Source organism: Aquibacillus saliphilus (assembly GCF_020404745.1).
Classification (GTDB): domain Bacteria; phylum Bacillota; class Bacilli; order Bacillales; family Amphibacillaceae; genus Aquibacillus; species Aquibacillus saliphilus.
Map to the genome: position 1 here is coordinate 123,098 of NZ_JAIZAP010000007.1, position 17,183 is coordinate 140,280.

Annotated in this window: 17 protein-coding genes; all 17 read left to right on the forward strand. The window is 38.4% G+C overall.

All coding sequences use genetic code 11. The features are described 5' to 3' along the window. The first annotated feature begins 26 nt into the window (after positions 1-26). The gene (atpD, locus tag LD272_RS09180; protein WP_226036311.1) at positions 27-1,427 is read left to right on the forward strand and encodes a F0F1 ATP synthase subunit beta; all 1,401 of its coding nucleotides are present in this window, start codon (positions 27-29) and stop codon (positions 1,425-1,427) included. 393 nt (positions 1,428-1,820) lie between these two features. Continuing rightward, positions 1,821-2,225: a F0F1 ATP synthase subunit epsilon gene (locus tag LD272_RS09185; RefSeq protein ID WP_226036312.1), complete on the forward strand. Its 405-nt coding sequence runs from the start codon at positions 1,821-1,823 to the stop codon at positions 2,223-2,225. Between the two features lie 616 nt (positions 2,226-2,841). Then, the gene (locus LD272_RS09190) at positions 2,842-3,078 is read left to right on the forward strand and encodes a DUF1146 family protein (protein ID WP_439647390.1); all 237 of its coding nucleotides are present in this window, start codon (positions 2,842-2,844) and stop codon (positions 3,076-3,078) included. 100 nt (positions 3,079-3,178) lie between these two features. Next, the gene (locus tag LD272_RS09195) at positions 3,179-3,901 is read left to right on the forward strand and encodes a YwmB family TATA-box binding protein (RefSeq protein WP_226036313.1); all 723 of its coding nucleotides are present in this window, start codon (positions 3,179-3,181) and stop codon (positions 3,899-3,901) included. Positions 3,902-3,935: 34 nt separating this feature from the next. Then, entirely contained in the window at positions 3,936-5,246 is a 1,311-nt protein-coding gene (murA, locus tag LD272_RS09200) for a UDP-N-acetylglucosamine 1-carboxyvinyltransferase (RefSeq protein ID WP_226036314.1), read from the forward strand. A gap of 814 nt (positions 5,247-6,060) precedes the next feature. Beyond that, a complete protein-coding gene (locus tag LD272_RS09205; protein WP_226036366.1) occupies positions 6,061-6,981 on the forward strand; it encodes a S66 peptidase family protein in 921 nt (306 codons plus the stop codon). 136 nt (positions 6,982-7,117) lie between these two features. Continuing rightward, positions 7,118-8,188: a stage II sporulation protein D gene (spoIID, locus tag LD272_RS09210; RefSeq protein ID WP_226036315.1), complete on the forward strand. Its 1,071-nt coding sequence runs from the start codon at positions 7,118-7,120 to the stop codon at positions 8,186-8,188. 409 nt (positions 8,189-8,597) lie between these two features. Continuing rightward, positions 8,598-9,452, forward strand: a complete 855-nt coding sequence (spoIIQ, locus tag LD272_RS09215; RefSeq protein ID WP_226036316.1) for a stage II sporulation protein SpoIIQ — start codon at positions 8,598-8,600, stop codon at positions 9,450-9,452. Positions 9,453-9,770: 318 nt separating this feature from the next. After that, positions 9,771-10,379, forward strand: a complete 609-nt coding sequence (locus LD272_RS09220; protein ID WP_226036367.1) for a spore coat protein — start codon at positions 9,771-9,773, stop codon at positions 10,377-10,379. 40 nt (positions 10,380-10,419) lie between these two features. After that, complete coding sequence (locus tag LD272_RS21615) at positions 10,420-10,521, forward strand: hypothetical protein (RefSeq protein ID WP_226036368.1); 102 nt, start codon at positions 10,420-10,422, stop codon at positions 10,519-10,521. Positions 10,522-10,806: 285 nt separating this feature from the next. Continuing rightward, positions 10,807-11,829: an AimR family lysis-lysogeny pheromone receptor gene (locus LD272_RS09230; RefSeq protein ID WP_226036317.1), complete on the forward strand. Its 1,023-nt coding sequence runs from the start codon at positions 10,807-10,809 to the stop codon at positions 11,827-11,829. Positions 11,830-12,252: 423 nt separating this feature from the next. Further along, positions 12,253-12,537, forward strand: a complete 285-nt coding sequence (gene spoIIID / locus LD272_RS09235; RefSeq protein ID WP_369413957.1) for a sporulation transcriptional regulator SpoIIID — start codon at positions 12,253-12,255, stop codon at positions 12,535-12,537. Positions 12,538-12,769: 232 nt separating this feature from the next. After that, complete coding sequence (locus tag LD272_RS09240) at positions 12,770-13,771, forward strand: rod shape-determining protein (protein ID WP_226036318.1); 1,002 nt, start codon at positions 12,770-12,772, stop codon at positions 13,769-13,771. An 85-nt stretch (positions 13,772-13,856) separates the two neighbouring features. Beyond that, positions 13,857-14,681 (forward strand): flagellar hook-basal body protein, encoded by an 825-nt coding sequence (locus LD272_RS09245; RefSeq protein ID WP_226036319.1) that lies wholly within the window; start codon positions 13,857-13,859, stop codon positions 14,679-14,681. Positions 14,682-14,693: 12 nt separating this feature from the next. Further along, positions 14,694-15,521, forward strand: coding sequence for a flagellar hook-basal body protein (locus tag LD272_RS09250; protein ID WP_226036320.1), 828 nt, complete (start codon positions 14,694-14,696; stop codon positions 15,519-15,521). Between the two features lie 143 nt (positions 15,522-15,664). Next, on the forward strand, positions 15,665-16,021 hold the full coding sequence (locus LD272_RS09255) for a DNA-directed RNA polymerase subunit beta (protein WP_226036321.1): 357 nt from the start codon (positions 15,665-15,667) through the stop codon (positions 16,019-16,021). Positions 16,022-16,138: 117 nt separating this feature from the next. Then, the gene (gene fabZ, locus LD272_RS09260; protein ID WP_226036322.1) at positions 16,139-16,561 is read left to right on the forward strand and encodes a 3-hydroxyacyl-ACP dehydratase FabZ; all 423 of its coding nucleotides are present in this window, start codon (positions 16,139-16,141) and stop codon (positions 16,559-16,561) included. Positions 16,562-17,183: the final 622 nt, after the last annotated feature.

The window sequence follows — 17,183 nt, forward strand, 5'->3', positions numbered from 1 at the left end:
ATGAAAGAAAGTTAGGAGGGAAATCGATGAGCAAAGGACGCGTTACGCAAGTCATGGGACCTGTAGTCGACGTAAAGTTCGAAGATGGACAGCTACCCGAAATTTATAACGCATTGCAAGTCCAATTACAGAATGAAGAAGGCACTACCCTTACGTTAGAAGTTGCTTTACACCTTGGTGGCGATAGTGTCCGTACAATCTCGATGTCATCAACTGAAGGTATACAGCGTGGTGCAGAAGTAGTAGATACTGGTTCTCCAATCACGGTTCCTGTAGGTGATGTTACATTAGGTCGGATCTTTAATGTACTAGGTAAAGAAATTGACTTAGATGATAAATTAGCAAGCGACGTTCGTCGTGATCCAATCCACCGCCTGTCTCCAAAATTTGAAAGTTTATCTACAGAAACTGAAATTTTAGAAACAGGTATCAAAGTAGTAGACTTACTCGCACCTTATATTAAAGGTGGTAAGATTGGTCTATTCGGTGGTGCAGGTGTTGGTAAAACAGTACTTATCCAGGAGCTTATCAATAACATTGCTCAAGAACACGGTGGTATTTCGGTATTCGCTGGTGTAGGTGAGCGTACTCGTGAAGGTAATGACCTTTACTATGAAATGAAAGATTCTGGCGTTATCGAAAAAACAGCGATGGTATTCGGTCAAATGAACGAACCACCAGGAGCCCGTATGCGTGTTGCACTAACTGGTCTTACAATGGCGGAGTACTTCCGTGATGACCAAGGACAAGACGTTCTATTATTTATCGATAACATTTTCCGTTTCACACAAGCAGGTTCAGAGGTATCAGCACTACTAGGCCGTATGCCATCTGCCGTTGGTTACCAACCAACACTTGCTACTGAAATGGGACAATTACAAGAGCGTATTACATCTACGGAAAAAGGTTCTGTTACATCGATCCAGGCGATTTACGTACCTGCCGATGACTATACAGACCCAGCGCCAGCAACTACGTTTGCGCACTTAGATGCAACAACAAACTTGGACCGTAAACTTTCAGAGCAAGGTATCTATCCTGCCGTGGATCCACTAGCATCAACATCGCGTGCTCTTGACCCTGAAGTAGTTGGTGAAGACCACTACAACGTAGCGCGTGAAGTTCAACGTACATTACAAAAGTATAAAGAATTACAAGATATTATCGCAATCCTTGGTATGGATGAGTTATCTGATGAAGATAAATTAACTGTATCTCGTGCGCGTCGTATTCAATTCTTCTTATCTCAGAACTTCCACGTAGCTGAACAATTTACAGGCCAAAAAGGTTCGTATGTTCCAGTACAAGAAACCGTTAATGGTTTCAAAGAAATTCTTGATGGTAAATACGATGATCTTCCAGAAGACGCATTCCGTCTAGTAGGACGCATCGAAGAAGTAGTAGAAAAAGCAAAACAAATGGCATAAATATAAGTAAGCGGAGCGGGCTTGGTCAGGCGCGAAACGCATAAGCAGAGCGCCGCAAGTGACCTGCAATTGGTCACTGGAGGTGAACTGCTTATGACGCGAGCGACTAGCCCGCGCAGCTAACCTAAGTAAGCGTAATGGGCTCGCCAAGATGCGACACGCATAAGCAAGGCACCTACAAGTCCACGTTCTTAGGACTTGTAGGTGAATTGCTTATGACGCGAGCATCTAGCCCATGAAGCTAATCTAAGTAAGCGTAATGGGCTCGCCCAGCTGAACTAACTAAACGAACCAATTAAGACCTAAACACTGGATTGATATCCCATAGTGCCTAAGCAATAGATGTGATGTTTCTTAAAACATCCTTCATTCCAAGCCCAAGGAGGGGTTGCATTGAAAACACTAACTGTGAGTGTTGTCACTCCTGATGGCCCTGTTTTGGAAGATACATTTGAAATGGTAAGTTGTAAGGCTGAGAATGGTGAGCTTGGTATTTTGCCAGGACACATTCCGCTCGTTGCACCGTTAACAATTAGTGCAGTGCGTTTGAAAGGTAATAATCATACAGAAAGAATAGCTGTGAGTGGTGGATTTCTTGAGGTTAGACCTGATAAAGTTACCATTCTCGCTCAATCTGCTGAAAAGCCTTCAGATATTAACGTAGAGCGTGCGCGTAAGGCAAAAGAACGTGCAGAACGACGTCTTCAAGCCAAACAAGATGATATTGATTTCAGACGGGCTGAGTATTCACTTAGACGTGCAATAAATCGTCTAGAAGTGATTGAAGAAAAAAGATAGTTAATTGTAAAATAATGTAAAAGACTTCAAACGTTGGAAAGTCCAGGTTTGAAGTCTTTTTCTTTGGCTCTTTTCCTACATGTTTGCTTTTAAATTATCGCAGTTGATATGAAAACGAAACAAAATATACCGATTTTATACAAGTTTGGGAAAAATTACACTTTTTTCAGGAAATCCGTAAGCCTCCTCACATTGATTCGCCTCAAAAATGTGTGAATTCTACCCTAATACTAAATTATTCGCCCCAAATACGCATTTATTCGCCTCAAAAGAGTAAAGATTCGCCCCAAACCGCCACTTATTCGCCTTTATAGTAGTAACTGGCAACTTGTCCAGTAACTGGAATACTTGGCGCGTCACAATCAACAAATAATTTCGGTGGCACGAGTAACCGCGGTCTCAATCTTTAAAAAGTAAACATTTTAATTACATCAGTTATATCGTATTTTGTAGGAATTTCCCGGGAAATATCAGTTTTTGTCGGTTAATGTTGGTAACTACTCGTTGATTTGTTTATAAAACTAAAAAATTTACCAAATAGATGCATCAATTGACAAATGCTTACGTACGTGGCAAAGTTTAATTGGCTAAACTAAGTGGAAGTAGGTGTTATAGGATGCTAATGCAAACATTAGGTCAAACAGCATTGATTAGTATGATTTCACATATTATCTTTATTATTATTACATGGCAAGTACTACAAGCTGTTAAAATCGATCCATTGCTAAAGAAAGAGCGTGTATTTGAAGCGCGAATCTTACTGATATTTTTAACAATTACAATCGGTACATCAGTAAGTAGATTTTTCCTAGACTTCTTGCAGTGGTCTCAACAACTAAATCTACTTTTCTAATCTTTGATTTCTTGTCATAGATTGTTGATAACTAAATTGTATGTATATGAACTCTCCTGACCATACTTATCACTAATAAGTAATTAAAGGGGAGTTTTTTATGAATTCAAAGGTTATTCTCGTTTTATTCACGATCACTTTACTAATACTATTTTTTATCCCAAATACAAATGCGTCAACAGCGTCTCCACTAAGGGAAATTGATGACATGGTAAATCTATTAGATCAAGATAATCTTAGTTTGCAAACGTGGGAAGTTATAACCAAAGAAAAAATGGGTAGAGATAGAGTGTTAGAGATTAAGAGAAAGATAGAAAAGATTTATCCGAAATCAAAATTTAAAGTAGAAAAGACGGAACAAGTAACAAAGTTTTCGATAGACCTCCATAAAAATGGCGACATTCACGAACGTTTTGAGGTAATCGTTCCGTCTAATACCAATCACGATGCAGAGATTATTTATATGCTTAGCGGGTCCATCTGGGACGAGCAAGTTGAAATCTACTATTCAAAAAAAATGGAAAGATTTTTAAATAATGTATTTACAGGGAAATCTACAATATTCTCTTGTGTATCAGTACAAACAAATGGTATTATGAGTAGTGATTATTTGTTTGAAAGAGTAAGTGAAAAGTTAAATGTTCAAACACTAGATTATATAGAAGAAGAAAATTTAGCAGTCCTATCTGGATATACAGATCATTGGGATTATTTCTTATCCATCTCGGACAAACCAATGAATGTACAATTAGCCGCTCGCGTAGGATTGGGCGGGAAAACAATCGTTACAATAGGAACACCTATCATTACTACTGAATATTAATAATAGTGAAATTGGACGCAGAGGAGAATGAACCTTGGAGAAAATCATCGTCCGTGGTGGAAGGCAGTTAAATGGCTCAGTCAAAGTAGAAGGCGCAAAGAATGCCGTATTGCCTGTCATCGCAGCAAGTATCATTGCAAGTGAAGGAAAAAGCGTTATTCATGAAGTTCCAGCCCTTGCTGATGTTTTTACCATTAAAGAAGTTCTAAGTCACATGAACGCAGATATAAGTTTTGATAACAATAAAATAACCGTTGATGCAACACAACCACTTAAAACCGAAGCGCCATTTGAATACGTAAGAAAAATGCGTGCATCCGTTCTTGTGTTAGGTCCATTACTAGCAAGATATGGTCATGCTAAGGTTGCGATGCCTGGGGGATGTGCAATTGGATCCCGTCCCATTGATCTTCACCTGAAAGGCTTTGAAGCGATGGGAGCAAAGGTGCATGTTGGCAACGGATTTGTTGAAGTTCATGCTAATGGTCGTTTGCAAGGCGCAAAAATTTATTTAGACGTTCCAAGTGTAGGTGCCACTGAAAATATCATTATGGCAGCTGCATTAGCAGAAGGTAAAACAATACTAGAAAACTGTGCCAAAGAGCCAGAAATTGTAGATTTAGCAAATTTCCTAAATAAAATGGGTGCCAAAATTGTTGGTGCTGGTACTGAAATAATTAAAATTGAAGGGGTTGAAACCCTTCACGGTGCAGAACACACAATTATCCCAGACCGCATTGAGGCAGGAACATTTATGGTTGCAGCTGCAATTACAGGTGGTAACGTTTTAGTTAGAGGTGCAGAACTTGAGCATTTACGTTCTTTAGTTTCGAAGATGGAAGAAATGGGTGTTACGATACAAGAAGAAGCAGATGGCCTTAGAGTTATTGGCCCTAAAAGATTAAAATCAACAGATCTTAAAACATTACCACACCCAGGCTTTCCAACTGATATGCAATCGCAAATGATGGCGTTGATGTTGAATGCTCATGGAACAAGTGTGATTACAGAAACTGTCTTTGAAAATCGCTTCATGCACGTAGAAGAATTTCGTCGTATGAATGCAAAGCTCAAGATTGAAGGTCGCAGTGTCATCGTAGAAGGCCCTGTAACACTGCAAGGAGCCGAAGTCGCAGCAACTGACTTAAGAGCAGGGGCGGCACTTATTTTGGCTGGATTAACTGCAGAGGGATATACGCGTGTAACTGAACTGAAGCATTTAGATCGCGGCTATGTAGATTTAACTGAGAAGTTCGCACAAATAGGTGCAGATATTGAACGTGTTAATGATGAAGAAGAAGTCATTGTCGATTCCGCTGAACATCAACATAGTTCTGTATCCTAATAATTTGATAAACAACAACTAACACAGAGACTGCCGGGTTAAGGCAGTCTTTGTTTTGTTTATCTTAAAATAAGGCTCTTTCCTAAAAGATTTTTGTTTTTGTCACAAAAACTGCATCAGAAGAGTGGTAAATCGGCGCTGCAGAATGCGCACTCACCCCGGATTTATTCTCACTCCGTGATCCGGAATGCGCACTCACCCTGGATTTATTCTCACTCCGCGTCCCGGAATGCGCGCTCACCCCGGATTTATTCTCACTCCGCGTCCCGGAATGCGCGCTCACCCCGGATTTATTCTCACTCAGCTTCCCAGAATGCGCACTCACCCTGGATTTATTCTCACTCCGTGACCCGGAATGCGCACTCACCTCGGAATTATTCTCACTCCGTGACCCGGAATGCGCGCTCACCCCGGATTTATTCTCACTCCGTGACCCTGAATGCGCACTCACCCTGGATTTATTCTCACACAGGGAAACTCGATTCAATTAAAGTGGAAGAAAGTGAAGTTACGTCGCTTTTTCTGTCAACTACGAAGATTTTAAAACAACTTGTGAAGCAGATACATGTTCATTTAATATCTAAATTGAAAAAATATCGGTATGTGAAAATAATATTTTTTCTAAACTTATCGAACCCACAAGTAACCCCATAATCCCACTTATCAATTTATTACAAACTCCTTTGCATAGTTCGGGCCATATTCCTATTTTCTCGAATATTTATTGACCTGACATCATATAGATGAAGAAGTGCGTTTATTTGTGTTATTGCCGTATATGTACCTTAATTTTAAAAGTGAATGAGGTGAGGCTATCATACTGCCAAGCAGGATTAAACAAGGGGACACGATTGGAATAATTGCCCCAGCAAGTCCTCCTGACCTTGAGAAATTACAAATTGGAATCGCATTTCTGAAATCTTTAGGATTACAAGTTAAAATTGGCAACCATATCTCAGCTGTCCATGGATACCTCGCAGGCACAGACCAAGCTCGAATTGCTGAATTGCACACGATGTTTGCTGATAAGTCTATAAAGGGCATTATTTGCGCTTGTGGAGGGTATGGGACTGCCAGATTAGCTGATGGCTTAGACTATTCGCTTATTGCAAACAATCCGAAAGTTTTTTGGGGTTATAGTGATATCACCTTCTTGCACACAGCCATAAACAAACATTCAGAATTAGTAACATTCCACGGACCGATGCTCAGTTCAGATATCGCAGGAAAAGAATTTGATGGACTATCAAAGCAAATGTTCCTCCAATTATTTACACCAAATCAAATAATCTACTCAGAAAAGATATCAAAGTTAGATGTGTTGGCTGAAGGGACAGCAAACGGAGTTATCGTCGGGGGCAATTTAACTTTGCTTACAAGTAGCTTAAAAACACCTTTCGAGATTGATACATTAGGTAAGTTACTATTAATCGAAGATGTCGATGAAGAACCATACCGGATTGACGCTATGCTTAATCAATTACGACTTGCGGGTAAGTTAGCTGATGCGGTCGGTATTGTTATTGGTAACTTTAAAGTCCCAATCCAAAAACATAAAAAACCAACATTAACATTAGAGCAAGTATTGGATGATTATTTTGCAAACTTGAATAAACCAGTAATAAAAGGGTTTCATATTGGGCACTGTTTGCCTCATATAGCAATTCCGTTAGGAGTACAGGCGAAACTATCAACTGAAAATAAGACATTAAAGATAGCACCAGGAGTAATGTAAAGAAAGTTTTTGTTCATTTACTAGTGTTTAATCGTTCATTCTTTTCAAAAATATATTCTCTTTTAAATTCTAGTTCTAATAGTTTATCTAACTGTATAAATTTAAGTAATAGATGAGCTAGAGAAGGAGGCCACCTATGAAAAGATGGAAAAAAAGAAAACGCCCAACTAGATATGGCAAATATGAATGGAAGATACCAAGTATCATAGTAGTTGTAAGTTTAGTATCAATCATACTAGTAATCCCAACAGTTATTGTTATCCCGTTCATCCAAGCAGACACAGATCAATCAAAATCAGTCAACACGACAGTAGTGGAAGAAAATAATCCGGTAGTACTAGAGGCAAGTGATTCTCCTTTTTCGGTGAACGTATTCCGAACAAAGTCGGAAAAAATAGAAACAGTTCCACTCGAGGAATATGTCACTAGAGTAGTTGCTTCTGAAATGCCAGCTGATTTCGAACTGGAAGCATTGAAAGCACAAGCGCTGGCTGCACGAACTTATATCGTCAATTACTTGATGTATAAACAAGAAAATAACTTACCAGAAGGATCGGATGTATCAGATACGGTACAACATCAAGTATATAAAAATGATGGTGACTTGCGTTCGCAGTGGGGCACGGACTATAACTGGAAACTAAATAAAATTAAAAAAGCGGTATCTGAAACAATCGGTGAAGTCGTAACGTATCAAGGTGTTCCAATAACTCCTGCCTTTTTTTCAACAAGTAATGGGTACACAGAGGACTCAGAGAAATACTGGGCGAATGAATTACCTTATTTAAGAAGCGTTGAAAGCCCTTGGGATAAAGAGTCCCCAAAATATTTAGATCAAAAGGTACTAACAATTGATCAGGTGGAGCAAGCGCTAGGAGTTCAAATTGATGTGTCCACTGATTTTCAAATAAAACGAACAGAAAGTAACCGCGTTGCAGAAATAGCTTTAGGGGGTAAAACCTTTACAGGTAGAGATGTAAGAGAGGACTTGGAACTTCGCTCTAGCGATTTTGAAATAGAATACAAAAATAATCACTTGATATTTACAACAAAAGGCTTCGGCCACGGAGTAGGTATGAGTCAATACGGTGCTAACGGAATGGCTAAAGAAGGAAAAAATTATAAAGAAATTATTACCTACTACTACCAAGGAGCGGAAGTAGATGAAGTGACCACAACTGCACCAAAGCTAGCAGCAAAGAAATAGTGAAGTAGAGAGGCTAAATACCTCTCTGCTTTATATTTATTTAGAAAATGAAAGCCCCTCCCTTCTTTATTGGTGAATGAGAATAACAAAGCCTCGAATGCTTATAACTCTCCGGAAAAACTTATAATGAAGCTCCGAATGCGCATAATTCCCTGTTTAGCGCTGATAAGCCTAAGTAAACATGCATAACAAATTTCGAATGCTCATAACTTCTCAGTAAACGATCAAAAACCACGTCAAATCAACATGTAAAGCAGTAATCCGCACTACTAAATTAGTGCAAATTTAAGTTTTTAATGAAAAAATGTATAATTTTTAAACTTTGTCGAAAAATAAATCTAAAAAAATTTTGTGTTTCATGTATATATCTTCCTGTTTCTGATCAGAATGATTGCTGAGGTGATGATCAATGAAAGAGGAAAATGAGAACGTTCCAAAAAAAGGTTGGAGACGTATCTTGGGCAAGAAGTGGTTTTTTCCAGCAGTATATCTTACCATCGCGGCATTACTATTAACAGGGGTCTTATGGTATCAAAATTTAGATAATCAAGTACCTGAGGCAACCGAAGAGTCAGAGACTGAACTAGACAGTGATTTTATCACGGGTAACAATCCAGTTGGGTTTGATGAAGACTCTGAAGCAGTAATGGAACAACAAGAAGTTTTGAAGATGCCTGTATCGGAAGAAAGTCAGTCAGAAATTGTAACGAAGTTCTACGACTATAACGCAGATAGTGAGGATCAATTACAAGCACTTGTTCTATACAACAATAAATACTATCAGAGTAAAGGTGTAGATGTTGCGTCTGCGGATGGCGAAGCTTTCGATGTAACGGCCGCATTAAGTGGTACAGTAATAGAAGTGAAGGAAGATCCACTTTTAGGTAATGTCATTAAAATGGAACACCAAAATGATATTACAACATACTACGCGAGCCTAGAAGAAGTACTAGTCGAAGTTGATGCCGAAGTAAAGCAAGGTGATGTGATTGGTTCAGCTGGACAAAATCTATTTGGTCAAGCAAGTGGAACGCACGTTCATTTCGAAGTTCGTAAACAAGATGAGCCGGTTAATCCAGAAAACTATTTTAACCAACCGGTAAGTCAGGTAGAAGCTCCAAATAAGAGCGAGGACAACACAGAACAAGAAATGGATGAAAGCGAAACAGATGCAGTTGAGGAAGAAGATGGAACCGAAGGAGATGCTGAAGAAGGCACTAGCGGTGAAAACACAGAATCTTCAGCAGCAATGGCAAACGCATAAATAGAAGAAAAATAACCTTGGGTGAGAACCTAAGGTTATTTTTTCTTTTTCTGAGGGGTGTCACCAAAAGCTAGACTTTTTTGAGACATCCTCTTCTTTTCTATGTGCTTTCGTATTTTTTACTTGAGTGAACCTCAAACGACCACCCTCATCACTATATGTAAGATTTCTTTGCCGAAAATCTTAAATCATAATACGGAAAAGAAGGGAAAATTTTTGTACATAAATGGCACCTCCGAGGAAAGTATATAATTGAATCTAAAAAAGTAGGAGGTCTTCATTTTGCCTAATCAAAATCAAAATCAAAATCAGAATCAAATGCAAAGTGGTACGCAAATGCCACAAAATATGGCTAGCGGAGCAATTAATCATAATCATGGTGCTCACGAGATTCTTGACTCACATGAATTAATTGGTTGCTTAATCGGTGTGTTGGAGCACTATCAACTGTACGATCAACAGATTCAGGATCAGGAATTAAAGGATATTCTACAACGCCAATCTTCATTTATGACGCAACTGTATAACACAGTCGTGGAAAGTTTCAGTACTGGTCAAGATCCAACGGTGCCAACACAGCAATATAACATGCAGCAAAGCAACGAGGTTACTTATGGGGTGAAAGCTGGTCAGCCGAAAAAACCAAAACAGTCTGTCAGCGAGTTTACCGATGAATGTTATTCTTCATTCATGTTAGGTCAAACAAAAGCAGCCTGCTCTACTTTTACCATGGCGGCAGCTGAGATGAACAATCCAGTCTTACGTCGTGTCCTTGGCGATAGTGTACCGAACCTAATTGAAATGAGCTATGAGCTATTCTTATATCAAAACAAAAAAGGGTATTATCAAGTTCCACAACTAAAAGAGCAAGATATGAACATTATGCTGCAGGCTTATACGAAATCCCCGCAACAAGGGATGCATTAAGTAATGAATGTAGGTAGAAGGGATTTTCCCTTATACCTACATTTTTTATAACCTACGTGTTAACTTCCACCCGAATCAATTCAGATCGTTGACGAGTCCAAGGAGGCATGTAACGGATAATGCAATGATCGATATGATTTGAAAATAAGCAGCTCTATTTAACTATACAGTTATAACTATCATTTCAAGTTACTTCCAAATGTTAAATAAAAAAACTTTGTGAATAGTAGATTATATCTATTGAATTAAAAAAATAGTGTGAAATAATGAATAAATAGTCTGAAAAGTAGTAGTTTTATGACAACCAATCAAATATCCACAATAGGTTAACAATTTTGCTATCTAAAGAGCGAGTTGCTAGATAAATCCATAGGTAGGTTTGAATAGCACTTACCATTTCTGAATAAATGATCATAGGAGTGAGCTCATGAGTGGAAATACAGGTAATTCAAGTGCATTACAGAACCTATCAGATGATTACCGAGAGTATCTAAGCTTAAATCATTTTATTACCCTAAATAAGACCTTGGATGAGAGAACAATGATAGAACAATGTCGGGTCTTTTGTTTGCAATCTGAAATAGAGTCTGTTCGCCGGACAGGGATGGAATTTCTCTATATGAATGGTTTTTATGACGACCTAGAACAATTAATTTTAAAGAATAGTAAAAGTGTAAGTAAAGTTGACCGAGAATGGGCAGAAGTCTATCAGCTCATGCTAGCTTCGAAGGAGAGCATTCTTTCCTTACATCAATTAAAAGAACAATCATATAAAATAGATACAACTATACCAGAGCTTAAATGCCTATTGCATTTTATAAAAGTGAATATAGACTACATGGCATATCAGTATGACAGTCTTGGTTATTACCTTGATGAGATAAAAGAATTAATTTACGAAATAGAGTGCCCAGTACTATCCTCACTCTATGAAACAAGACTAAACGCTGTCTTGTTTACTTATTTCTGGAAAAGGAATCAGTTAATTCTAGCAAGAAAGCATGCTTACAAGGCAATTAACAATACAATTAGTATTGAAAGAAAGGCAAAGGTACATATCAATCTTGGTCTAACATATATTTATGATGATTTTGCATCGTCTGCATACCATTTGAATGAAGCGCTGAAAATTACTGAAAAGTTTAATATGCCTCAGTTAACAACGAGTATTATTGAAAAAAATTACCCGTTTGTCTGTGCTCATTTTGGGAAAATTGGTAAATTACAGACAAATGATCCCAGTGAGATGGCTCATATTGAAATTGCAAAAGGTAATTTAAAAGCAGCAACGGATATTTTAACAACGATACCAACAACACCGTTCAGAAAATATTACCTGGGCTTAGCTACGGGTAGTGAAAATCTATTGTTAGAGTCGTGCAATGAATTTATTGAACAAAGAAGCGATTTTTTCTTTGCTAAGTTACCGATTATTGCTATGGAAAAATAGAACTTTGGTTTACATAAACTAAAAAAACGATATATATAATCCGTCTCAAGTCTCGCCAAATCACTGGTGGGGCTTTTTTTATTCGTATATCCTTTCAAGCCTGTTAGTCATAATCAAGGAAATTGTAGCATCGTTTACTCGTATATAGCTAAAAAGAGCTAGGTCATCAGGCTTGTCAATGTTACAAACTTGTCAGATTAAAATAATTTTATTCATATTCATTCAGTTATGTTAATAAAATGTTACAAACCAAGCAATCAAGAAAGGTCTAAGGTGAGTGAGAGTGTAATTAATCATCGAATAGAACACAGCAGCGGTACCACACTTCATTAGTACATATACCATTAGCTAAAGCGCCCACAATCATAAAGTTTTTTTGTCTCATTTTACACCTTGGACATCCAACTCAGGGAGGCGAGTGGTGTGCATGACTACATCAAAGAGAGAACGATCAGGATCGGAAAGCATCTTGTGGAAACAAAGAAAACTGTCCGCGTTATTGCAAAGGAATTTGGCGTTTCCAAAAGCACGGTCCACAAGGATTTAACAGAAAGATTGCCAGAAATAAACCCCGAACTAGCTACTGAAGTAAAAAATATCCTCGATCATCATAAGGCAATCCGTCATTTGCGTGGTGGTGAAGCAACAAAAATGAAATACAAGCTCAGTACAGAACTAGAACGACCTCCAAGCGAACCAGTAGGTTAAAGGGTAAGATCCTCCCTATTGATATATGCATTTATAGTAGCTAATGCAGACGATCTGGATATGCAGTTTGTCTGCATTAATCTATCCATCTTTTAGCTGTGAATTACAAATTGTACGTTTTTAATTTTAAACTACTAAAATTTACAATTTGTGATATTATATATAGTTAGAGGCATTGTGTCCTCTTGACGGATACATAGTAGCTAAATTAGGCAGGGAGGATTCAAAACTCATGTTTGCTAGGGATATTGGGATAGATCTTGGAACAGCTAATGTATTAATACACGTAAAAGGCAAAGGAATTGTACTAAATGAGCCCTCGGTTGTTGCCATGGATCGTATGACAGGCAAGGTACTTGAAGTTGGTGAAGATGCCAGACGAATGGTCGGACGAACACCAGGGAATATCGAAGCAATTCGCCCGTTAAAAGACGGAGTAATTGCTGATTTTGATGTGACTGAAGCAATGTTACGCTACTTTATAAATAAAATTAATGTTCGAGGATTTCTTTCCAAGCCCCGCATGCTAATTTGTTGCCCGACAAATATTACAAAAGTGGAACAAAAAGCAATAAGAGAAGCGGCTGAGAAATCAGGCGGTAAAAGAATATACTTAGAAGAAGAACCAAAGGTAGCGGCGATTGGCGCAGGCATGGATATTTTCCAACCTAGCGGCAATATGATTGTTGATATCGGTGGTGGAACTACTGACGTAGCAGTGCTCTCCATGGGAGATATTGTTACTGCCCAGTCCATAAAAATGGCTGGTGATAAATTTGATGCTGAAATACTTAATTATGTGAAAAGAAAATATAAACTTCTTATTGGTGAACGTACATCAGAAGATATTAAAATAAATATAGCAACTGCTTTTAAAGGTTCTCGTAATGAAGAAATTGATATTCGCGGACGTGATATGGTTAGTGGATTACCACGCACAATCACACTTCATTCAGGCGAAATAGAAGAGGCGCTCAGGGAATCAGTAGCGCTAATTATCCAAGCAGCCAAAGTTGTGTTAGAACAAACGCCACCAGAATTATCTGCAGATATTATCGACCGTGGAGTGATTTTAACCGGTGGAGGGGCAATGTTACACGGATTAGACCAACTATTAGCAGATGAATTAAAAGTGCCTGTCTTTTTAGCGGAGGATCCGATGGACTGTGTTGCTAAGGGTACTGGCATTATGTTAGAGAACATTGATCGCATTGAAAAAAAGAAACTAAGTTAACTAAAATTAGTGTTTAGCAGAAATTATTTGCAAAATTTGTAGGAATCAGTCATACACACTTAGAGCTTAGGAGAGGGGAGTATCTATGTTAAGAGGTTATTATACTGCGGCAGCTGGAATGATTGCACAGCAACGTCGTCAAGAAACGTTATCCAATAATATAACGAATGCGACGACCCCAGGTTATAAACAAGATCAAGCGTCATTGCGTGCATTTCCAGAGCTGTTAATCGAGCGAATGGAATCAAAGCGACTTCCAACGTCAACGAATCTAAACATTCCCATGCAGTCTCGGATTGGATCAATTAATTCTGGCGTATACGTAGAAGAAATTACTCCTGATTTTGCTCAAGGTGGACTGAAAGAAACAGGGATTACCACCGACATGGCTCTTGTTAATGGTCAGATGCCTGATGAAAACGGAAATATATTCTTTACCGTCACAAATCAAGACGGTGAACAACGTTACACTAGGAATGGGAATTTTACTGTCGATGGACAGGGATTTTTGGTTTCTAACCATGGTCACTACATACTAGACCAAGCAGGAGATAGAATTGCAACAGATGGAATGCAGTTCAATGTAACAGCAGAGGGAACCATCCAACTAGATGGCGAAAATATACCACTTGCTGTCGCATATAGTTCAAATGCCAATGAGTTGGTGAAAGAAGGTCAGGATTTGTTTCGACTAGCAGAAGATGGACAAGAGTTAGTCGATGCGCGTCAGAATCCAGCAACGACTTTTACTATCCAACAGAAATTTCTTGAAACCTCGAATGTCGATGCCAATCAAACGATGACAGATATGATGCAAGCATATCGTTCATTTGAGATGAATCAAAATGTCTTAAAGGCTTACGACCAAAGCATGGATAAGGCTGTTAATGAAATCGCACGACTACGGTAGGGAGGGTTTGTTATGAGTAGAATGGCAATTCAGGCTGCGGTCACAATGGGGCAGCTGCAAAATAAATTAGATACGATTGGAAACAATATGGCGAATTCGAATACAACAGGGTATAAGAGTCGTCAAGCTGAATTCTCGTCACTATTATTTCAACAGCTAGATAACATATCACGCCCACCGGAGCAAAACGAGCGGTTAACACCAGACGGAATCAGGGTTGGTAATGGAGCGAAACTAGGACAAACTAATCTTAATTTTGCGCAAGGACAAATTACCGAAACAGGCCGAGAGCTTGACCTTGCTTTATTAAAAGATAATCACCTTTTTCAAGTAGATGTTACTGAAAATGGAAATACGGAAACACAATTAACTCGTTCCGGGACGTTTTATGTCAATCCTTTAAATGATGGAACAGTCATGCTTACCAACAAACAGGGGCACCCAGTTGTTGGAGACAACGGACCAATTATTTTTGCTGATGATTTTGAATCAATCCAAATATCAGGCAACGGAATAGTTCAAACCACTAGAAATGGGGTAACCCAAGACGTGGGGCAATTAGCAATTGTTGAGGCAGTTCGCCCCCGTATGTTAGAAGCAGTTGGCAACAATAACTTCAGACTTGCTAATACAGAGGGACAACAGTTTGATATTAACGAGATACTAACGCAAATTGCACAGAATGACGTTGAAGTGAAAAGCAAGTCATTAGAAGCATCAAATGTCGATCTCGCTAAACAAATGTCCGAACTTACGCTGACACAACGTGCATATCAATTTAACGCTAGAACCATTTCTATGAATGATCAAATGATGGGATTAGTTAATCAATTACGGTAACATCTTTAAATAGAGTTCAAAAGTTGACGAACAAGCACAATTTAATGTCTAAAGTATCTTATTGATACGTGAGGACCAAATAACAATTATTTGGTCTGTTGAACATCACTTTAGGAATTATTAAGTAAGGAGTCAATCGAACCATGCCAACCACCGAATCGAAAAAATCTGAAGCCAAGCAAGATTCCGTTAAACGTAAAGAGCAAAAGCAACTTCAGAAACAAGAAAAAAAATTAGGGAAACAACAAAACAAGCAGTCTAACAATGGAGATAAAGATCAAAGAAAAAAACGTCGTGAAGAGAAAAAAATGAACAAACGGCCTATCCGACGTATTTTACCAATCTGGTTAAAAGTGATTTTGGTTTTGGTCCTTTCATTTGTAGCGCTAATTATTGGTCTTGTGGTCGGTTATGGCATTTTAGGCGATGGCAATCCTACAGAGGTACTTAATTTTGATACTTGGCAGCATATATTGGATATTGTAATTGGTGAAGGATAATCTAACAATCAAAAGAAGTTAATCGTACCCGGGTAATAAAGCATCCCTGTTTATAGACGATTAACTTTTTACTGTTTTCAAACTAGATAAAACTTTATCAGAAAGGAGAGGTGTACATTGTTTGATATTCAAAAAATCAAAGAAACAATTCCACATCGTTACCCTTTTTTACTCGTCGATGAAATTACAGAAATTGAGGATGATAAACGGGTGGTGGGTAAGAAAAACGTCACAATTAACGAACCATTTTTCCAAGGGCATTTTCCGGATTATCCAGTAATGCCTGGAGTTTTAATCGTAGAGGCGCTAGCACAGGTAGGTGCAGTTGCGATTTTAAACAAAGAAGAAAACAAAGGGAAAATTGGATTTCTTGCCGGCATCGATAAGTGTCGTTTCAAGCGCCAAGTAAAACCAGGTGATCAATTAAAACTAGAAGTTGAAATCGTCCGTCTCAAAGGCCCAATCGGCAAAGGGAAAGCGACAGCAACTGTTGACGGAGAATTAGCTTGTGAAGCAGAAATAATGTTTGCGATAAAATAATAACCAAAGATAAAAACAATCCATATCAAGGATTGTTTTTTATTTTTGGTAAAGGCTAATTTCAAAAGTATTATGGCTTATAAGGATCCGCAGTTGATAGAAATTGCGACAAAATATAACGATTTCTACCACTTTGGGGAAAATTACGCTTTTTGCTGGAGATCAGTGAGCCTCCTCTCGTTGATTCGCCTGAAAAATGTGTGAATTCAACCCTAATACTAAACTATTCGCCCCAAATACCCATTTATTCGCCCCAAAAGAGCAAAGATTCGCCCCAAACATGCATTTATTCGCCTTTATAGCAGTCGCCTGGCTTCTGCTAGGAGATTGTTGCCAATAGCACGCACCACTCTTCTCATCCGCCTTACAAAGTGGAATACTTGGCGAGGTTTGGTCGCAACTGTGGCGCATTCTATATCTTTATGTCAAAAATAAAAATCATTAAAAAGTCTTGGTTAATCACAAGATATTCCTTACCCACATGTATATTTTTGTCCATTCTGAAGAAATCTAATCGCGACCGTTTTATATCTCAACTCGATAAAACCGGTCAGTTTTAACGAGGTGAAACTGGATATCTTACCTTGGAAGAAATCATTAAGCAGGTATTCGGAAATTTTCT

Bases quoted from the DNA above. Each gene is read 5' to 3' on its own strand.
- atpD (WP_226036311.1), top strand. From the start codon at position 27: ATGAGCAAAGGACGCGTTACGCAAGTCATGGGACCTGTAGTCGACGTA.
- LD272_RS09190 (WP_439647390.1), top strand. From the start codon at position 2,842: ATGCTAATGCAAACATTAGGTCAAACAGCATTGATTAGTATGATTTCA.
- LD272_RS09195 (WP_226036313.1), top strand. From the start codon at position 3,179: ATGAATTCAAAGGTTATTCTCGTTTTATTCACGATCACTTTACTAATA.
- spoIID (WP_226036315.1), top strand. From the start codon at position 7,118: ATGAAAAGATGGAAAAAAAGAAAACGCCCAACTAGATATGGCAAATAT.
- spoIIQ (WP_226036316.1), top strand. From the start codon at position 8,598: ATGAAAGAGGAAAATGAGAACGTTCCAAAAAAAGGTTGGAGACGTATC.
- LD272_RS09220 (WP_226036367.1), top strand. From the start codon at position 9,771: ATGCAAAGTGGTACGCAAATGCCACAAAATATGGCTAGCGGAGCAATT.
- LD272_RS09230 (WP_226036317.1), top strand. From the start codon at position 10,807: ATGAGTGGAAATACAGGTAATTCAAGTGCATTACAGAACCTATCAGAT.
- LD272_RS09240 (WP_226036318.1), top strand. From the start codon at position 12,770: ATGTTTGCTAGGGATATTGGGATAGATCTTGGAACAGCTAATGTATTA.
- LD272_RS09245 (WP_226036319.1), top strand. From the start codon at position 13,857: ATGTTAAGAGGTTATTATACTGCGGCAGCTGGAATGATTGCACAGCAA.
- LD272_RS09250 (WP_226036320.1), top strand. From the start codon at position 14,694: ATGAGTAGAATGGCAATTCAGGCTGCGGTCACAATGGGGCAGCTGCAA.
- LD272_RS09255 (WP_226036321.1), top strand. From the start codon at position 15,665: ATGCCAACCACCGAATCGAAAAAATCTGAAGCCAAGCAAGATTCCGTT.